This window comes from Weizmannia sp. FSL K6-0777, from assembly GCF_038593185.1.
In the GTDB taxonomy this organism is placed as follows: Bacteria; Bacillota; Bacilli; order Bacillales; family Bacillaceae_C; genus Weizmannia; species Weizmannia faecalis.
The window spans coordinates 1,458,230-1,476,973 of the sequence record NZ_CP151971.1 but is presented as its reverse complement, the minus strand read 5'-3'; the positions used below and the strand labels follow the sequence as shown (position 1 = coordinate 1,476,973).

General features: G+C 48.6%; 13 protein-coding genes. All 13 read right to left on the bottom strand.

Annotated elements, in window-relative coordinates; all coding sequences use genetic code 11:
• Positions 1–12: 12 nt before the first annotated feature.
• Positions 13–2,640 (bottom strand): DNA mismatch repair protein MutS, encoded by a 2,628-nt coding sequence (mutS, locus tag NST70_RS06815; protein ID WP_043052501.1) that lies wholly within the window; start codon positions 2,638–2,640, stop codon positions 13–15.
• Positions 2,641–2,899: 259 nt separating this feature from the next.
• The gene (locus NST70_RS06810; protein ID WP_014098490.1) at positions 2,900–3,439 is read right to left on the bottom strand and encodes an outer spore coat protein CotE; all 540 of its coding nucleotides are present in this window, start codon (positions 3,437–3,439) and stop codon (positions 2,900–2,902) included.
• Between the two features lie 189 nt (positions 3,440–3,628).
• Entirely contained in the window at positions 3,629–4,057 is a 429-nt protein-coding gene (locus NST70_RS06805) for a RicAFT regulatory complex protein RicA family protein (RefSeq protein WP_014098491.1), read from the bottom strand.
• Positions 4,057–5,604: a tRNA (N6-isopentenyl adenosine(37)-C2)-methylthiotransferase MiaB gene (gene miaB / locus NST70_RS06800; RefSeq protein ID WP_026683679.1), complete on the bottom strand. Its 1,548-nt coding sequence runs from the start codon at positions 5,602–5,604 to the stop codon at positions 4,057–4,059. The genes NST70_RS06805 and miaB overlap by 1 nt, the downstream gene beginning before the upstream one ends.
• Before the next feature lie 342 nt (positions 5,605–5,946).
• Positions 5,947–7,320, bottom strand: a complete 1,374-nt coding sequence (locus tag NST70_RS06795) for a putrescine aminotransferase (RefSeq protein ID WP_014098493.1) — start codon at positions 7,318–7,320, stop codon at positions 5,947–5,949.
• Positions 7,321–7,333: 13 nt separating this feature from the next.
• Positions 7,334–8,833: an aldehyde dehydrogenase family protein gene (locus tag NST70_RS06790; RefSeq protein WP_342476027.1), complete on the bottom strand. Its 1,500-nt coding sequence runs from the start codon at positions 8,831–8,833 to the stop codon at positions 7,334–7,336.
• Between the two features lie 291 nt (positions 8,834–9,124).
• Positions 9,125–11,260 carry a sigma 54-interacting transcriptional regulator gene (locus tag NST70_RS06785; RefSeq protein ID WP_110133964.1) on the bottom strand — a complete coding sequence of 712 codons (2,136 nt, stop codon included), beginning with the start codon at positions 11,258–11,260 and terminating at the stop codon, positions 9,125–9,127.
• Between the two features lie 121 nt (positions 11,261–11,381).
• The gene (locus NST70_RS06780; RefSeq protein ID WP_172653414.1) at positions 11,382–12,743 is read right to left on the bottom strand and encodes an APC family permease; all 1,362 of its coding nucleotides are present in this window, start codon (positions 12,741–12,743) and stop codon (positions 11,382–11,384) included.
• Between the two features lie 331 nt (positions 12,744–13,074).
• A complete protein-coding gene (locus NST70_RS06775) occupies positions 13,075–14,346 on the bottom strand; it encodes a U32 family peptidase (protein WP_014098497.1) in 1,272 nt (423 codons plus the stop codon).
• Positions 14,347–14,356: 10 nt separating this feature from the next.
• Positions 14,357–15,268, bottom strand: a complete 912-nt coding sequence (locus tag NST70_RS06770; protein WP_014098498.1) for a peptidase U32 family protein — start codon at positions 15,266–15,268, stop codon at positions 14,357–14,359.
• 189 nt (positions 15,269–15,457) lie between these two features.
• Positions 15,458–15,718: a stage V sporulation protein SpoVS gene (gene spoVS / locus NST70_RS06765; protein ID WP_014098499.1), complete on the bottom strand. Its 261-nt coding sequence runs from the start codon at positions 15,716–15,718 to the stop codon at positions 15,458–15,460.
• A gap of 374 nt (positions 15,719–16,092) precedes the next feature.
• Positions 16,093–16,893 (bottom strand): TIGR00282 family metallophosphoesterase, encoded by an 801-nt coding sequence (locus NST70_RS06760; RefSeq protein WP_014098500.1) that lies wholly within the window; start codon positions 16,891–16,893, stop codon positions 16,093–16,095.
• A gap of 86 nt (positions 16,894–16,979) precedes the next feature.
• The gene (rny, locus tag NST70_RS06755; protein WP_014098501.1) at positions 16,980–18,542 is read right to left on the bottom strand and encodes a ribonuclease Y; all 1,563 of its coding nucleotides are present in this window, start codon (positions 18,540–18,542) and stop codon (positions 16,980–16,982) included.
• Positions 18,543–18,744: the final 202 nt, after the last annotated feature.

Here is an 18,744-nt window from a genome sequence, read left to right as displayed (position 1 = left end):
GGACAACACCACCTATTTTTTTAATTTTTTCTGAATCTCATAGAGTGCATTCATGGCCGCAAGCGGCGTCATCTCAAGCAAATCGAGTTCCCTAATTTGCTTGAGCACCTTTCTTTCCTTTGCTTCAACCGTTTTCTGACGCGGCGTTTCCGGCTCTTCAAAAAAGGACAGTTGCGCGGGCTCTGTGGCAGCAGCCGCCTCCGGGGGGTTCATCTGCGTTTCGCCGTTATCCTGGTTTTCAAGCGCATGGAGAATTTTTTCGGCGCGGCGAATCACTTGTTCCGGCAGGCCGGCCAGCTTTGCCACATGGATCCCGTAACTTTTATCTGCAGGGCCTTCTTTGATTTTATGGAGGAAAACCACTTTGCCGTTTTGCTCCATGGCGCTGACATGGACGTTTTGCAGCTTGCCCAGTTCAGCAGAAAGCGCCGTCAGCTCATGATAATGGGTGGAAAAAAGCGTTTTGGCCCCGATTTCATCATGGATGTATTCGATCATCGCCTGGGCGAGTGCCATCCCGTCATATGTAGACGTTCCGCGCCCGATTTCATCAAATAAAATCAGGCTTCGTTCCGTTGCGTTTGCAATCGCGTTTTTCGCTTCAAGCATTTCGACCATGAACGTACTCTGGCCGGAAATGAGATCATCGGCTGCGCCAATCCGTGTAAAAATCCTGTCAAAAACCGGCAGCTCCGCCTCGCGTGCCGGCACAAAGCAGCCGATTTGCGCAAGGATTACCGTCAGCGCAATTTGCCGCATATACGTGCTTTTCCCGGACATGTTCGGCCCGGTAATCAGCAGAATCTCTCGGTTTTCATCCATCAGGCAGTCGTTTGGCACATAGCTTTGCGAATCGAGCACTTTTTCCACGACCGGATGGCGCCCTTCCGTAATCTTCAGCACGCCGTCTTCCCGGAATACCGGCTTTGTGTAGTGGCGTTTTTCGCTTACGACGGCAAAGCTTTGCAGCACATCAATCGTGCTGACCGCTTTTGCGAGGCGCTGCAGCCTGGGAATAAATTCTTTTACATGTGCCCGGATTTCCGTAAACAGCTCGTATTCTAGATCGATCATTCTTTCTTCCGCCTGTAAAATAAGCGCTTCTTTTTCTTTCAATTCCGGTGTGATGAACCGCTCGGCGTTCGCCAACGTCTGTTTCCGTTCATACCGGCCTTCTTCGAGCAGGTGGAGGTTCGCCTTCGTCACTTCAATATAGTAGCCGAACACGCGGTTGTATCCGACTTTCAGCGACTTGATTCCGGTCCGCTCGCGCTCGTCGCGTTCGAGGCTTGCAATCCACTGCTTGCCGTTTTTGCTCGCGTCGCGGTAGCGGTCCAGCTCTTCGTTATAGCCGTCGCGGATCATCCCGCCTTCCTTCACGGAAACCGGGGGATTGTCCTCAATCGCGCGTTCGAGCAAATCTGTCAGTTCTTCACACGGGTCAAGAAGCGCCGCCAATTTTTTGCTTTCCGGGCTTTCCAAGCTTTCCATGACCGCCCGGATACCCGGAATTTGCTGTAGCGAGCATTTCAGCTGGATGAGGTCACGTGCATTCACATTGCCAAATGCCACCCGGCCGGCAAGCCTTTCCAGGTCGTATACTTCCTTCAGGCGCTCGCGGATATCCTCCCGCTCAAAGTAATGGTTTAAAAAGGTTTCCACCATTTGAAGCCGTGCTTCTATTTTTTCCTGCTTAAGCAGCGGCCGGCCGATCCACTGTTTTAAAAGCCTGCCGCCCATGGCTGTCATCGTTTCATCGAGCAGCCATAAAAGCGATCCTTTTTTGCCTTGCCCGCGGATCGTCTCAGTCAGTTCGAGATTACGCTTGGAGTAATAATCAATATTTAAAAACCGGCGGACTTCATACATTTCAACCGGCTGCAGATGATCGAGGCTCCTTTTCTGCGTGCGGAATAAATAGTTTAACAGTCTTGCTGCAGCCAGCCGCAAAAGCTCCGGTTCCAACTGGGGCAGAAGCCTTTCAAAGCCTTCCTTTACAGCCGTATCCGTTTCAAACGAAATGGTGATATTTCCTGTATTTTTCATTAGCCGCGCGTATTCATCCGGAAATTCCGGATCTACCACAGCTTCTTTTGCGCCGATCGACGCCAGTTCGTTCAGTACTTCTTCAAACGGGCCTTCCAAAAGACAAGCCCTGCCCTCCCCTGTTGACAAATCTATATAGGCAATCGCGAAATTCCCGTCCGCCGGGGATGCAACAGACGCAATATAGTGGTTTTCTTTTTCCGCGAGCGATTTGCCCTCCATCAAGGTGCCAGGGGTAATCAGCTGGATGACTTCCCGCTTGACAACACCCTTTGCCAGTTTCGGGTCTTCCATCTGTTCACATATCGCCACTTTATAGCCTTTATCAATCAGCTGTTCAATATAAGTGCTGGCGGAATGGTACGGTACCCCGCACATCGGGATTTTCTCGTCGCCGCCGCCGTCCCTGCTCGTTAATGTAATTTCCAGTTCCTGGGACGCTTTAATGGCATCTTCGAAGAACATTTCATAAAAATCGCCGAGACGGAAAAATAAAAAGGCATCCTGATATTCCGCCTTCACTTGCAAATATTGCTGGATCATTGGGGTATACGCAGCCATTCTTACCAAATTCCTTTCCTGCTTTTCAATCATTCTTCAATCCTGTTTATTATAACATATTTGCATGAAGGCCTTCATAAATTGAAATACGGATCATTTTACAAAGCCGGGCCTTGTCTGTTGATTTTCAATGTCTCCTCCAGGGATGCCAGGTTTTTTCTGCCTGTGTCAAAACCCATTACAGGATTTCGCGTGCATTCTAAGCATGCGTTTTGGTGGGGCAAATGGCCGCGCTTTTACCGCCGGATGCCCAGAAAAAAACTAGGAGTGCATGTCTCCTAGTTTGTGGCTTCTATTCTTCTTCACTTCCCACTAAAAAGTCAGGGTTTAATTCTTCAAACTCGTCGCTGCTTTCTTCTTCCCATTCATCGTCATCGCTGCATCCTTCAGGCGAGATGGCAACACAAACCTTTGTTTCTCCGATGACTTCCACGAGAAACTCTCTTTCAACACTGACAATGATTTTATTGCCGTTTGGCGAAATGACCGCTTCAATGCAATTCGGCTGCTGCAGGACGCTTGCGATGACTTCTTTGTCGTCCAGGCAATCCGGATCCCTGTAATGCAATTTAACGGTATCGGTATACTCGACTTTTTCCGTCATGACCGATGTCTTCGTATTGTCATTATGGGAATACCAGATGTTCACATCATAAGAGCCGCGGATTTTAACTTCTTTATCTATTTTCCTGGCTTCGTACTTATGGTTGATAATCCAGCAGCCTAAAATGCTCGAAGGATGCTGCGGCGGGCAAATCGTATGATTGGACTGCGTAAATTTGCGCCCTTTCGCAACGACTGCTTTTGTAATGATTTCTCTATATTCTGCCATTCGAGCGAACCCTCCTCATCTATTTTCAATTCATCCTATGCTTTTACCCAGGCCGGTGTGCCAATTCTTTTTCTCGCCACCTCCGGGTAATCCTAACATATGCCGCGACAATAGGAGGGTGCCCGTACAATGGATTTGCCTTGTGCTGCGCACCAAAAAAACGGTGTGCACAGATGCACACCGTTTTTTTCAGTGGAGGGTGCCGGAAGAATATTTCACCTGGGATCCGGTTTGGCCTTTTAAAAGATCGCCGCCGGTCGATTTGATGATTTCATCCGTGACCGTATTGGAAATGGTATTTGTGACAATCTGGAGCAGGTCGTTTACGTCCACCTGTGACTGCTTGAATTCCTGAACGACCGGGATGCCGTCCAGTTCTTCCTCCAGTTTATCTATTTTGGCTTCTACTTGTTTTAATGCTTCTTTTTTTCCATAATGCTGCAAGTTGACAGCCTGCTTTTGCAAAGCTTTAATATTGGCAATTAAATTGCGGACTCTCTCATTTTCATTGATTTGCGCTTCCGCCCGCTTAAAAAAATCGACCTCTTCCGTTTCCGCAATCATTTTCGCAAGTTCGGCAGCTTTTGCGACGATATCATCTTTTGTAAACTTCTGCATCACGCTTCCACCCCGGCCGGATCAGGCACGGCCACCATTTCCCCGTCCAGTGACCATGTTTTCGCCTTCGTAATTTTTACCTGCACAAGTTTTCCAATTGCTGATTTCGGCCCCTTGAAGTTGACGAGTTTGTTTTTGCGTGTGTAACCGGCTAAAATTTCCGGATTGTTTTTGCTTTCGCCTTCTACAAGCACTTCCACAACCTGGCCTTCGTATTTTTCCATGGCCGCTTTTGAATAGGCATTGACGAGTTCATTCAGGCGCTGCAGCCTTTCCTTTTTCACTTCCATCGGGATATTATCTTTCATTCTGGCTGCCGGCGTGCCTTCGCGCGGGGAATAAATAAACGTATAGGCCGTTTCGAACCCGACTTCTTTATACAGGGACAAGGTTTCTTCAAACTGCTCTTCGGTTTCGTTTGGGAAACCGACAATAATATCGGTAGACAGCGCCACATTCGGAATCGCGGCTTTGATTTTTCTGACGAGTTCCAAATATTGTTCCCGCGTATATTTGCGGCCCATAATTTTTAAAATTTCGCTTGAACCAGACTGGACAGGAAGATGGATATGCTCGACAAGGTTTCCTTTTTTCGCCAGCACTTCGATCAGACGGTCGTCGAAATCGCGCGGATGGCTCGTGGTAAAGCGGATGCGCGGGATGTTGATTTTGCGCAGATCATCCATCAAATCGCCAAGTCCGTATTCAAGGTCATCAAAATCTTTTCCGTAGGCATTGACGTTCTGGCCGAGCAGCGTGATTTCCTTGTAGCCTTTGGCTGCCAGTTCACGCACTTCCTGGATGATGTCTTCCGGACGCCTTGACCGCTCTTTTCCGCGCGTATACGGCACGATACAATACGTGCAGAACTTATCGCATCCGTACATGATGTTTACCCATGCCTTGATGTTGCCTTTGCGCACTTTCGGCAGGCTTTCGATCACGTCGCCTTCTTTGGACCATACTTCCACAACCATTGCCTTGGACATATACGCTTCTTTTAAAATGTGCGGCAGGCGGTGAATGTTGTGGGTGCCGAAAACCATATCGACATGCGGGTGTTTTTGCAAAATTTTATTGACGACGGATTCTTCCTGCGACATACAGCCGCAAACCCCGATCAGCATGTCCGGTTTTTCCGTTTTCAACGGTTTCAGGTGGCCGATTTCGCCAAACACTTTATTTTCGGCATTTTCACGGATGGCGCATGTATTTAGCAGAACCACATCCGCATCTTCCACCGTTTCGGTCGGTGTGTAACCAAGCTGCATAAAAATGCCGGCCATCACTTCCGTGTCATGTTCGTTCATTTGGCAGCCGTAAGTCCGGATGTAAAATTTCAATCCGTCGCCCATGCCTTTTAAGTCTTCATCGATTTCGAAGTCTTTAAAATACTGGACTGGTTTCCGGCTCCGTTTTCTTGCTTCTTTTAAATTCGGCGGAATATAAACCGATTGGAAATATTTGCTGTAGTCCTTTTCGGATTTTTTGTCCGCAGGCTCTACAGGGTTCACTTGCTGCTGTTCCAAACGTTGTTTCTCGTTCATGGCAATCCCCTTTCTGTTTGCACCATGCCGCGCTCAATTTGCGGCAACCATATAAAAATCATGCGTATAACCAGTATAAATGGTTTTTTCTCCTATTACAACAAACCCCCGTTCCCGGTATGTGTCAAGTTTTTCACGATTCCCGGAACATCCGGACTTCAAAAGCCGTTTGTTTAACCATTTAACGCGGATTCATTCGCGGTTTGTGCCGGTGTCACATTGGCAAAACACCGGGCTGTGCGCTTTACCGGGAAAAAAGAAGCCGTTACCTTCGTGCCCGGCGCAAAAAGCCCCTTCCTGTTTCAGGCAGAGGCTTTTTGCGTTTCTCTTCCGTTTTACATTTTATGCCTTCACTTGCGATAAAACGTGTTTGAACGTACGGATAACCTGGTCGATTTCTTCATAGCTGATTGTAAGTGCCGGTTCAAAGCGCAAAGTTTTCGAATTAATCAATGTGCCTGCGACAAGCACGCCCCCGTCAAACATGCCTTTTGCCACTTCATAACCGAGTTCATCCGAATGGAATTCTATCCCGATCATTAACCCTTTCCCGCGGACTTCCTGGACAATGTCTTCGTGGCCTTTTGCCGCCTCTTTTAAGCCGTTCAGGAAATAATCCCCGGCAACAGCTGCGCGTTCCGGCAGCTTTTCCTCGATGAGGACACCGATCGTTGCAATTGCCGCAGCACAGGCAAGCGGATTTCCGCCGAAAGTGGTAGTATGCATGAACGGATTCGGGAACCAGCTTTTGAACACTTCTTCTTTCGCGACCACCGCGCCGGCAGGCATCACACCGCCGCCAAAAGCTTTCGCGAGACAGAGAATATCCGGGACGACGCCGTAAAGTTCCGCCGCGAACATTTTTCCGGTACGGCCCATGCCGGTCTGCACTTCATCAAAAATGAGCAGCGCGCCAAACGCATCGCAAAGTTCACGGACTTGTTGCAAGTAGCCCTCCGGCGGGAGAATAATGCCGCCTTCCCCTTGGATCGGCTCCAGCATGACGGCTGCAACATCTTCTCCGACAAGGGCGCATGTTTCAAACGTTTTTCGCATCATGTCAATGTCGCCGTACGGGATATGGCGGAAGCCCGGAACAAGCGGAAGGAATGGTTTGCGGAACATGCCTTTCGCCGTCCCGGACAATGAACCGAGGCTTTTCCCATGAAAAGCACGGGTAGTCGAAATGATGGTTGTCCGGTCGCTGTACATTTTTGCGAGTTTCAATGCCGCTTCCACGCTTTCCGTTCCGCTGTTTGTGAAAAACGCATATTTTAAATCGCCGGGCGTGATATCCGCCAATATTTTTGCAAGCATGGCCCGAAGCGGGTCAAGCAAATCCTGGCTGTGGAGCGCCTGGCGTTTCAGCTGGTCGGTCACAGCTTTTACGACTTTCGGATTACGGTGCCCGACATTGTAGATTCCGAAACCGCCCAGACAGTCGATATATTCTTTGCCGTTTACATCTTTAAAACAGGCGCCGCTGTCGGACCATTCGACTGCCGCAAACTGGCCGCCTTCCGTCACGGTTTTCCGGTATTCCAGAAAGCCCGGATTCACATATTCGCGGAATCCGTCCACCGTTTCCTTCGTAATCCATTCCGCTTCTTCCTGCGTGACTTCCTGTTTTTCAATTAAATTCAGCACTTTATGAATATAACCGAGTACCGCTTGTTCTTCGCTGTTTTTCTTCTCTTGTTTGATATCTATCCCCATTTATGATCTCTCCTTATTTTTCATGTGAAAACCAGCCGGTTGGTTCCACTTGTAAATTGATGTTGATTTGTTTGATTTCCTGAAATTCTTCGAGCCCGAATGTGCCGAGGCTGCGCCCGATCCCGCTTTGTTTATAGCCGCCCCACGGCGCTTCGTTATAAGTAGGATGATAGGAATTGATCCACGTAATGCCGGACCGGATCTTTTTAATGACCCTTAACGCCTTGGCCCCGTCATTGGAGAAAACCGCACCGGCCAGCCCGTATACCGTGTCATTGGCCAATTTTACAGCTTCCGCCTCATCCTTGAATTTTTGAATAACAACGACAGGGCCGAAAATTTCCTCCTGGACAATCCGCATGTTTTGTTTAACATCCACAAACACGGCCGGCCCGACAAAATACCCTTTATCCAGCCCGTTTTCCAATAGGCGGTTGCCGCCAAGCGCTAAGGTGGCGCCTTCCTGCTTGCCGATTTCAATATAAGAAAGCACTTTTTTCATATGTTCTTCGCTGACAAGCGGGCCCATTTCCGTATCCGGATCATCCCCCGGCCCGACTTTAATTTTGGCGGCTCTTTCCACAAAATGGGAGACAAATCTTTCGTACAAGCTTTCTTCAACAAGGATTCTCGAGCCGGCGGAACATACCTGGCCGGCCCCGCTGAAAATGCCGTACAAGGCGTAATCAACGGCCGTTTCAAAATCTGCATCGGCAAAAATAATATTCGGAGATTTCCCGCCGAGTTCAAGGGAAACTTTTTTCAACGTATCGGCCGCCTGCCGCATCAGATGTTTCCCGGTTTTCGTGCCGCCGGTAAAGGAAATCATATCCACTTCCGGATGGGTGACGATCTCCTCGCCTACTACCGGCCCCGCGCCCATGACCATATTGGCGACACCTTTCGGCAAGCCGATTTCTTCAAAGATTTCAAAGAGCTTCATGGCTGTCACCGGCGTCACCTCGGACGGTTTAAAAACGATCGTATTTCCGGCTGCCAGTGCCGGCGCGATTTTCCAGACGCTCATTAAAAGCGGATAATTCCATGGCACGATAAGGCCGCATACCCCGACGGGTTCCCGGACAACCATTGCCTGCATCGGATCTGCGACATGGTAGGTAAACCCGTCAGGCTTCGTAATTAAGCCGGCGTAGTAACGGAAACAGGCAGCCGCATCGGCAATATCATAGCTTGCTTCTCTTAACGGTTTCCCGTTGTCCAACGTTTCAAGCCTGGTTAAAGCCTTCGCGTTTTCGTCGATTTTATCGGCAACTTGAAATAAATATGCTGCTCTTTCCTGTGCAGAGAGGCCGGACCATACCCCTGACTCAAAAGCTTTTCGGGCTGCATCTACTGCTTCATGGGCATCACGGGTGGTGCCTTCCGGGGCAATGGCGATGGTTTCACCGTTCGCAGGATTTTTTATGGCACGCGTTTCCCGGTTATCTGCATCGATCCATTCGCCGTTAATATACATTTTCAGGTTGATGACGGATTGTTGTACCCCGACCATTTTTCATCCTCCTTTATTCTCTTCGACGAATAATCTTGCAAGAAGGGTGCCAATTAATTTTCAGCCTGATTTATGCGGTTTCGCGCGCACAGCATTATGCAGTTTTGCATAATGCTATTTTTTTCTGCATGGAAACGGAGCGGGGAAAGTAAAAAAGAAAACCGGCGCGTTTACACCGGGAGGCACTGAAACAAGTTGCAGGCTGCAAAAAAACGGCGGGACACTGTGAATGGTAGCGTCCCGCCGTTTTTTAGGCTTTGTTTGCGGCAGCAGGGGTTTTTAGAAGAAGCTTTACTTGAAAACGGGATCCTCTGTTTTCCTGTTTTTCTTGTTTAATATTTTTTGATATTTGCGGCTGACGGAAGACTGGCTGATGCCCAGTGCTTTCGCCGCTTTTGTTGTCGTTTTATACTGGTTCATGGCCTGCAAAATGAGCTGCTCCTCCACGGACTCCATCGCCTCCTGCAACGGCATGATTCTTGTGACGACCGGCTTCATTTTTTTCCTTTCAGAGCCGAATGTTAAAAACTGGCTGACAAACCCGCCGTCGATGGCAGCATGGTCCGCAGTGACGACCAGCCTTTCAATAATATTTTGCAGTTCCCTCACATTTCCCGGCCACGGATAACATTCCAGCACATTGATCGCATCCGGGGTTAAATAAAACTTCCGGCCGTATTTTTCGTTTAATTGTTGCAAAAAGTGGAAGGCAAGCAGCGATATATCTTCCGGCCGTTCCCGGAGCGGCGGGATCCGGATCGGAATGACGTTCAACCGGTAATATAAATCTTCCCGGAACCGTCCCTCTTCCACCATTTTTGCCAGGTTTTGGTTTGTCGCCGTAATGATCTGGACATCGATTTTAATGGGGGTTGTGCTGCCGATCGGGATCACTTCCTGTTCCTGCAGCACCCGCAGCAATTTGACCTGCAAGTGCACCGGCAATTCGCCGATTTCATCAAGGAACAAAATGCCGCCGTCCGCCTGCTTAAAGTATCCTTCTTTTCCGTTTTTTTCCGCACCTGTAAAGGCGCCTTTGACATATCCGAACAATTCGCTTTCCAGCAAAGTTTCCGGAATCGCACCGCAGTTCAGTTTTAAAAACGGTTTTTCCGACCTTTTCCCGAATTGGTGGATCGCCTGGGCAATGACTTCTTTTCCGACGCCCGATTCGCCGGACAGTAAAACAGTGGACGAAAATTCGGCGATTTTCTTTACCTGGTGCATGATTTTTTCCATTTTCGGGCTGCAGTAAATCATTTTTTTCAAAAACCGGTCTTTGTTTTTGAACTGGTCGAGCTCTTTTTTGTACCGGGCTGAAATTTCTTTCATCTCTTTCAGTTCGGTTTTTAACCGGGTCGTCTCGGTTATGTCTCTTGATGCAATAATGATCCGGTCAAGCGCGCCTTTTTCATTAAAAACCGGGTTCCCGACGGCCAGAATCTTTCTTCCCGTCCGCGTTTCCTGCACAACGGATACTTTTTTCCGTTTTTCCATCACGAGCCTTATAACCGACGGGGTGAATAAGCCCTGGTCTTCAAAATCGAGGATATTTTTCCCGATCAGCGTTTTTACGTCCACCTGCCAGAAATCTTCAATGATGTTCTCCCCGTAGCGAAGCAGTTCGCCCTTTGCATTGACGACAAGAATTTCGTCATAAATCGTCGACAGAATCGCATTCAAGTCTTTATTTAAGTCTTTTATATATTCGATTTCAAGTGCCATTTCTTCTACCATCGGCAAATCCTGAACGACAATGATCAGGCCTTCAACTTCACCGGCGAAATTTTGAATCGGGCTGTAGTCGGCCAAAACCCCGACCCCGTTTGCGAATTCAAGATGGTTCAGATACGTTTTCCCGGTTTCAAACGCTTTTGCGATATGGTCATGGCTGAAAATACTTTTACCAGGGGCATTCAGCACCGCTTCGTGCGGCAATTTAATCATTCGTAAACCTGCTTCGTTACAATGGATGATCCGTTTTTCCCTGTTGAGCACAAAAATGCCCATTGGGATCGATGCGAGCAAGATTTTCAGAAAGTGGGCGCTTTCGTTTTCCTGTTTAAAGAGCTCCGCCAGCATGTCCTCTCTTTGGATGTAGCCGGACGGGCGGCCATCTTCGCTTCTCACAAGCGCAAATGGTTCACCAATGATTTGGAACAAGCTCGTAATGGAAATATGGTCATCGAGACGGCTGATCCCGTCAAGCGGTTTTGCGTGGCGAAGCAGGGTTTCTTTTGAAAAGTTGCCTTTTTTAAGCTTTTCCAGCAGTTGATGATTCAGCAAGGCATAGGCAAATAATTCTCCGTCCTTCTTTAAAAACAGAAAAGGCCCTTTATGCTTTTGTAACGCCAGCCTTAAATCTTCTTCACCGTCAACCGAAAAGGGGATGATCGGCTTTATTTTTTCTTTTGCAATTGCCGGCATTGCGATTCCTCCTTGCACCTTCTAAAAATATAGTATCACTATATTTTAATATTGGAAATAGTCCGGCACAAAAAAAGAAGATGCCTGCACATCTTCTGCCATGTAACCATTGCTTTTTATCTTAAAGAATAGAAGTTTTTTCTGCTTCATCCAATTGAAAATCGATGACCTGCTTGCGGAAAAATTTCGTTTGGATCGCCATATAAATAAATCCGATGCCTGACCAGATAATGCCGAAAATGAGGGCGTCTTTTTGCAAGTTGGACCATAAAACGCCCGTCAGCCCTGCCCCGGCTAAAGGCATCACCAGGTAGGAAAACACATCTTTTGCCGTTTTATAGCGCTTTTTCCGGAAGACAAAGAAGGCAATAACAGATAAATTGACGAATGTAAAAGCAATCAGGGCGCCAAAGTTGATAAACGAGGAAATGAGTTCCAGGCTGGGCGTGATCGCAAGCAGCGACACCAGGCCGACAAGGATTACATTCCATGCGGGGGTCCGGAATTTCGGATGCACGTACCCGAACCATCGCTTCGGCAGGACGCCGTTTCTCCCCATCACATATAACAGCCGCGAAACACTGGCATGGGAAGCAAGGCCGGACGCAACCGTGGCGGCAAATGCACCGGAAATAAACAATAATTTAAACAGCGTTCCGCCCACATACAATCCGATTTCGGGCAATGTGTCATCCGTGTTTTTAAAATGGGAAACGTCCGGAAACAAGGCTTGCGCGAAATAACTGGCGATAAAGAAGACCGCACCGCCGATAAAAACCGTTAGCATGATCGCTCTCGGCATGATTTTGGGATCTTTCGCTTCCTCCGCATACATCGTTACCGCATCAAAGCCGATAAACGAGAAGCATACGACTGTCGCTCCGGTCAGGACCGCGCTCAAACGGACATTGGAGTGGTAAAGCGGATCGAAAGTGAAAACCGTACCTTTTCCCATTCCGTGCGAAAATTGTACAACGGCCAGCACAAGAAAAGCACCGATTAGCACGAGTTCAAAAACGACAAGAATGGTGTTCATATTGGACGTTTTCCCCATGCTCCATACATTGATGCCCGTCACGGCGGCTACATACGTCACCACCCAGATCCAGGCGGGCACGTTTGGAAAGACGGATACCATATAAATCCGGATAATTAAAGCATTCACCATGGGCAACAGCAAATAGTCGAGCAACGCCGCCCACCCGACAAGGAAACCGAGATGGGGGTTCATCGTTTCCCTTGTATACGTGTAGGCAGATCCGGCGTTCGGGAAAACTTTTACCATCTTCCCGTAACTGATGGCGGTAAACAGCATGACAATCAACGCAGTGATATAGGCAAGCGGCACCACCCCGTTGGTTTCCTTTGATACGATGCCAAAAGTATCAAACACAATGGTAGGCGTCATATACCCTAATCCAAGTCCGACGATGGCCCATAAACCGAGTGAACGCTTTAATGTCGCATTCTCCAATTTTATCATCCTCCCTCTCTCTTCCACGAATCAAAGATGTTTGCTTTTTGGTACGCTAATAAGGCTGCTCCGCTTCCATCCATGCGAAGGCCTATTATTCTACATCTTTGCAATTTTCATACCAATTATTAGAAAAACAAGAGGAGGATTTGAAAAACTCAGAATTCAGGAAAAGCAGTCGCGGGAGTTCGGAGGGGTAGGGGGAAAAACGGAAAGTTTCTTATGCAATATTGCATAGTTTCACCTGTTTTGCATACCATTGGAAGGCAAATTGACGAAAGCCGGGGATGCAAAAACGGCGGGAACGTATTTTTGTATCCCGCCGTTTTGAGGTAAATTTTCATTCACTTGGAGCCTGTCCAGGAAAGTTTGAAAAGCGTGCCGTACTCACCGGCATTTTGCGTATCCGCATCAAATCATAAGGTTTTACAGGATGGTCGACGATTGTTTTCACGGTCATCATCGCATTCGGGGCACGTTCAATGCACTTGCCGTCTTCATCCCAAAGCTTGCGGATGGTTTGGGTGAAACGGGCAAATCCCGGCCCGTAAAACTCCACTTCTTCCCCTGTCGTAAAATGGTTGCGCTGTTCAAGCGTGGCGATTTTTGTAGCCGGATCGTAATCCAAAACACGGGCAGCGAAAGTATATTTCGGAATTTTGCGGGGGCGCCCGAACAGTTGCTGGTGGGCATCCGGTTCCCCAAAGTAAAAACCGGTGGCCAGTTCCCGTTGTGCCACTTTCCAAATTTCTTCCTCCCACGCCGGGTCAAAAACAAAATGGTCCGGATCTTCACAATAGGCATCGACAATCGCCCGGTACACATTCGCCACAGTCGAAACATAGTGGATCGACTTCATTCTGCCTTCAATTTTAAAACTTCCCACACCCGCTTCAATCAATTCCGGCACGTGATGGATCATCGTAAGGTCCACCGCACTCATGGAAAACGGCTCGCCGCCAGCTGTTAAGATGTCGGCTCCTTCATTTTCAAACAAGTCATATTTCCAACGGCATGACTGGGCGCATCCGCCGCGGTTTGCATCGCGGTTCGCCATATGATTGGACAGTACGCAACGCCCGGAATACGAAATGCACATCGCCCCCTGTACAAACGCCTCTATTTCCATACCGGTATTTTTCCGGATTTCGCGGATTTCTTCAAGGCTGACTTCGCGGGCCAGGACCACCCTTTCGACCCCTTCCTGCTCCCAGAACTGAAGCGCTTTGTAATTTGTTGCAGAAGCCTGGGTCGACAAATGGACGGCAAGGCCGGGCGCCTCTTCCATACAAATGGTGATAAAACCCGGGTCGGAGATGATGACAGCGTCAATCCCGATCTCCTTTAATGTGCGGAAAAAATCCCCTGCCCCTTCATCATCGCCTTCATGGCCGACCATATTTGCAGCTACATACACTTTTGCGCCGCGGGCATGCGCAAAGCGGACCCCTTCCTTCATTTCGTCATACGTAAAATTGCCGGCTCTTGAACGCAAGCCGTAAGCCTGTCCGCCAATATATACGGCATCCGCGCCATAGCGGACGGCGATTTCCAGTTTTTCAAGATTTCCGGCCGGCGCAAGCACTTCCGGTTTTTTGATGATGTTTCGCATATTCTCCCTCCTACTGTACTTCATCCGGCTGCCGCAGGAAAAACCCCGTGCCAAGCTTCCGCGTTTCCGGCTGCAATTGCAAAAGCTCAGCTGAAAAACGCGCCGCATCAAAAGTGCCGGACAGCACCGCTTCTTTTGCCCGGACATAAAGGGCGGCAATATCCGTAAAGGTTTCCCCTTCGGCCAAAATGCCGTCGAGTTTCCACGTATCCAGCCCCGCCCTGTGCAGATCCGGCAAATACCGAATGAGCGCAATGTCTTCTGCGGAAAAAATATGGGTGCCATTTTCATCCTCAAAAAGCGGATACTGATTTTCCCTGTCTTTTTTCTCGCTGATGCTGAGCCTGTCACGGACAGTTGTGCCGGCATTAAGATGCGCAAATTGGGTGTAATTCGAAAGCAAGCGGCGCTTCGAGTGGTGGATGCATGTCGGGCCGTATACTTGTACCTCGACGGGTTGCTTGATTTGCGCCTGTATCTCTTTTAATTCAATAAAAGTACATTCGCGCGCCGCCACGGCCCCTATTGCCCCGCGTTTGAGCCAGAACTTTATCTGGTTTGCCGATGTGACAAGCGTCTGTGCATCGTAAATATAAGGCAGATTCAGTTTCATTTCTTTTAAGAGCTGTATCACGCCCGGATCCCCGGCAGTAATCGCATCCACTCCCGCTTTTTCAAGTGATAACAAATATTCCGGAAGCGCCTCTATATGGCCGTTATGCATCAATCCGTTAACGGCTGTATACACTTTTCTATTCTGCCGGTGTGCAAACTTTGTAATGTCGCCTATGTCTTCAAGCGTGATATGGCCGGGCATGCGCAAGCCGAAACGGTTCCCCCCGATATAGAGGGTATCCACTCCGGCCGCAATCAGCGCTTCAGCCTGCCCGGACGATTCAGCAGTAGCAATGATATGGATCAACTTCCACCCCTCCTTCAGCCACTTTTCAGGCTGCAGTAAAAAAGGCGCAAAGATAAAGCGCGCCACGATTTTACTTTATCACGTGGACGGGTTCTTTTTGCTGATAAAGTATGACAGTTTCCGCAAACCTTTTTTCCATACAAAAAAAAGCTGTCTGCTTCTGCAAACAGCGTTTCTTTTCAATCTATATCAGCGGGGTTCAATGATGAGTTTAATAGCGGTTCTTTCTTCTCCTTCAATCTGAATATCCGTGAAAGCCGGGATGCAAATTAAATCCACACCGCTCGGGGCCACAAACCCTCTTGCGATGGCAACGGCTTTTACAGCCTGATTAATGGCGCCCGCCCCGATCGCCTGGATTTCCGCCCCCCCTCTTTCACGAAGAACACCGGCAAGTGCACCAGCTACAGAATTAGGATTAGATTTTGCTGAAACTTTTAATATTTCCATTCCTTCTCCTCCTTGTCTCCTTCCGTTAACCGAATGTCCGTTCAGAGTGACGATTCATGTTCGAACGTGAAGTATCTCTTGCCCGTTTCCAGCCCGGCCTTTTCCCGGCTTCGCTGGAAACGGGGCGGCTGTCCGAAACAATCCGGCAGCCGCCCCGCATATAGGCTACTGATTTTCCTGCTTGTCGTGCGGGCTTTCGTGAACGTCTCTTGCTCAAAAAAACTCCGGGGAGCTGCCCCCCGCACAGCGGGAAAAATCATTTCACTGCTACTATATTCCTTTGTTCTGCGAGTTATGCCATCCTTCATAAGCACCGGTACATAAAAAGAGGCGCTGTCCTGCCCGGCACCCATCCGGAAAAAGAAAAAACCCGTTTATTCAGAGATAAACGGGTGGTCTTCATTAATTAAAATGTTCTGGATCGTTGCGGCTTTGCCTGTTTTTTTATCAAGGCTGATGATGCATCCGCTTAATATTTTCCTTCCCGATTTCGGCACTTCAAAACGGACAGGAAGCGAAGTCAGGAATTTTTTCATTACCGCTTCTTTGTCCATGCCGAGAATGGCATCGTACGGCCCGGTCATGCCGGCATCGGTCAGATAGGCTGTACCGTTTGGCAAAATTCTTGCATCCGCGGTTTGCACATGCGTATGCGTCCCGATCACGGCAGACACTTTGCCGTCGAGAAACCAGCCCATCGCCTGCTTTTCGCTTGTCGTTTCGGCATGAAAATCAACAAAGATAAAATGAGTTCTTTTTCTTGCCAGTGCCACCATCTCTTCTGCTTTCCGGAACGGGTCATCGAGCGCGTTCATAAACGTTCTGCCCTGCAGGTTGATGACTGCAAACTCCGTTCCTTCCGCTTTGATCAACGCCATCCCTTTTCCCGGGGTCCCGTCCGGAAAATTGGCCGGGCGCACCATCCATTTTGCATCCTCAATAAAGTCGAAAATCTCTTTGTTGTCCCATGCATGGTTTCCGAGCGTGATGATATCCGCACCTGCATCCAGCAGGCCGCGGTAAATATTTTTGGTAATCCCACGCCCGCCGGCTGCATTTTCCCCGTTTACGATGGTCAAATGCGGCCTGTATTTCGCCTTTAACTTCGGCAAATATTCATTCACCATCTCACGCCCTAATGACCCTACAACATCCCCTATAAATAAAATCTTCATGCAATAAATCCTTTCTATGCTTTGTAAAACAATCTTTATTTTCTTTTCAAAACGTTAAAGAAAATAAGCGGTGAACACGTCACCGCTTATTTTGCATATTCAACAGCCCGCGTTTCCCGAATAACCGTTACTTTAATATGGCCCGGATAATCCAGCTCATTTTCAATTTTTTTGCGGATATCACGTGCCAGGCGATGAGCTTCCAGGTCGTCGATCTGTTCCGGTTTCACCATAATGCGTACTTCTCTCCCCGCCTGGATCGCGAACGATTTTTCAACACCGTCATACGATTCGGCGATTTCCTCCAGCTTTTCAAGCCGTCTGATGTAATGCTCAAGCGTTTCGCTGCGCGCCCCAGGCCGTGCAGCGGATAAAGCATCAGCGGCAGCGACAAGCACCGCGATAACAGAGGTCGGTTCCGTATCGCCATGGTGAGAAGCAATACTGTTAATGACCACCGGATGTTCTTTGTATTTGGTTGCGAGTTCGACGCCAATTTGCACATGGCTTCCTTCTACTTCATGGTCTACCGCTTTTCCGATATCATGAAGCAGACCGGCACGGCGGGCAAGGATTTCATCTTCCCCGAGTTCGGCAGCCAGCAATCCGGAAAGGAATGCGACTTCTATCGAGTGCTTGAGGACATTTTGCCCGTAGCTCGTGCGGAATTTTAACCGGCCAAGAATTTTGATTAAGTCCGGATGGAGGCCATGGACACCAACTTCAAAAGTGGTTTGTTCCCCCACTTCGCGTATATGTTCATCCACTTCCCGCCTTGCTTTTTCAACCATTTCTTCAATGCGGGCCGGATGGATGCGGCCGTCTTGAACCAGTTTTTCCAGTGCAATGCGTGCCGTTTCCCGGCGCACTGGATCGAATCCCGAAAGAATCACCGCTTCCGGCGTATCATCGATGATCAGGTCAATCCCGGTCAGCGTTTCAAGTGTCCGGATATTGCGGCCTTCCCTTCCGATGATGCGGCCTTTCATTTCATCATTCGGCAGGTTGACAACCGATACCGTTGTTTCAGCAACATGCTCGGCTGCACACCGCTGAATGGCCAGCGAAAGAATGCTTTTCGCCTTTTTATCGGCTTCTTCTTTTGCCCTTGTTTCCGCTTCCTTTACCTTAACGGCAATGTCATGGGAAAGCTCGTTTTCCAGTTTTTCAATAATGATGGCTTTCGCCTGTTCGCGATTGAGGCCCGAGATTCTTTCCAGCTCAGACTCCTGCTCGTTAACCATCTCCTCCAATTTGCTTTCCATCTCTTCAATATGTTGTTGTCTCAGGTTTAAAGAATCCTCTTTCTTTTCAAGCATCGATTCACGCTTATCGAGCGATTCATCTTTGCGATCGAGGTTCTCTTCCTTTTGCAATAAGCGGTTTTCCTGTCTTTGCAATTCATTTCTTCGTTCACGCAATTCCCGTTCCATATCCGTACGAAGTTTATGATTTTCATCCTTCGCTTCAAGCAGGGCTTCTTTTTTCAGGCGATCAGCTTCGCGTTTTGCTTCATCAACGATCTGATCTGCCGCATTTTTCGCCCCTGCAATTTTCGCTTCATAAATTGATCTCCGGATGAAATAGCCAACAACTACACCGACGATAAGGACAAGCAAAAGGGAGATGATCCATATGAGAGACTCCATCAATCTCACCTCCTCTTGCTATGAACTTCTTCTACGTTAAAAATGTCGGCTGTTACATTAATCCTTAGGTTTACAGTATACAGCGCCTGGCTTAAAAAGTAAAACGTCGATCCCGGGGCAAGCCCCTCCGGTGTATATGCATGAAAACCCAATCATGCGTTTCGTCCCGGTCCGGCTGAAGACGAGGATGGTTCCATCAGCC

Excerpts from the sequence above, each read along its gene's own strand:
- mutS (WP_043052501.1), bottom strand. The coding sequence starts at position 2,640 with ATGATTGAAAAGCAGGAAAGGAATTTGGTAAGAATGGCTGCGTATACC.
- NST70_RS06810 (WP_014098490.1), bottom strand. The coding sequence starts at position 3,439 with ATGGCAGAATATAGAGAAATCATTACAAAAGCAGTCGTTGCGAAAGGG.
- NST70_RS06805 (WP_014098491.1), bottom strand. The coding sequence starts at position 4,057 with ATGCAGAAGTTTACAAAAGATGATATCGTCGCAAAAGCTGCCGAACTT.
- miaB (WP_026683679.1), bottom strand. The coding sequence starts at position 5,604 with ATGAACGAGAAACAACGTTTGGAACAGCAGCAAGTGAACCCTGTAGAG.
- NST70_RS06795 (WP_014098493.1), bottom strand. The coding sequence starts at position 7,320 with ATGGGGATAGATATCAAACAAGAGAAGAAAAACAGCGAAGAACAAGCG.
- NST70_RS06790 (WP_342476027.1), bottom strand. The coding sequence starts at position 8,833 with ATGGTCGGGGTACAACAATCCGTCATCAACCTGAAAATGTATATTAAC.
- NST70_RS06785 (WP_110133964.1), bottom strand. The coding sequence starts at position 11,260 with ATGCCGGCAATTGCAAAAGAAAAAATAAAGCCGATCATCCCCTTTTCG.
- NST70_RS06780 (WP_172653414.1), bottom strand. The coding sequence starts at position 12,743 with ATGATAAAATTGGAGAATGCGACATTAAAGCGTTCACTCGGTTTATGG.
- NST70_RS06775 (WP_014098497.1), bottom strand. The coding sequence starts at position 14,346 with ATGCGAAACATCATCAAAAAACCGGAAGTGCTTGCGCCGGCCGGAAAT.
- spoVS (WP_014098499.1), bottom strand. The coding sequence starts at position 15,718 with ATGGAAATATTAAAAGTTTCAGCAAAATCTAATCCTAATTCTGTAGCT.
- NST70_RS06760 (WP_014098500.1), bottom strand. The coding sequence starts at position 16,893 with ATGAAGATTTTATTTATAGGGGATGTTGTAGGGTCATTAGGGCGTGAG.
- rny (WP_014098501.1), bottom strand. The coding sequence starts at position 18,542 with ATGGAGTCTCTCATATGGATCATCTCCCTTTTGCTTGTCCTTATCGTC.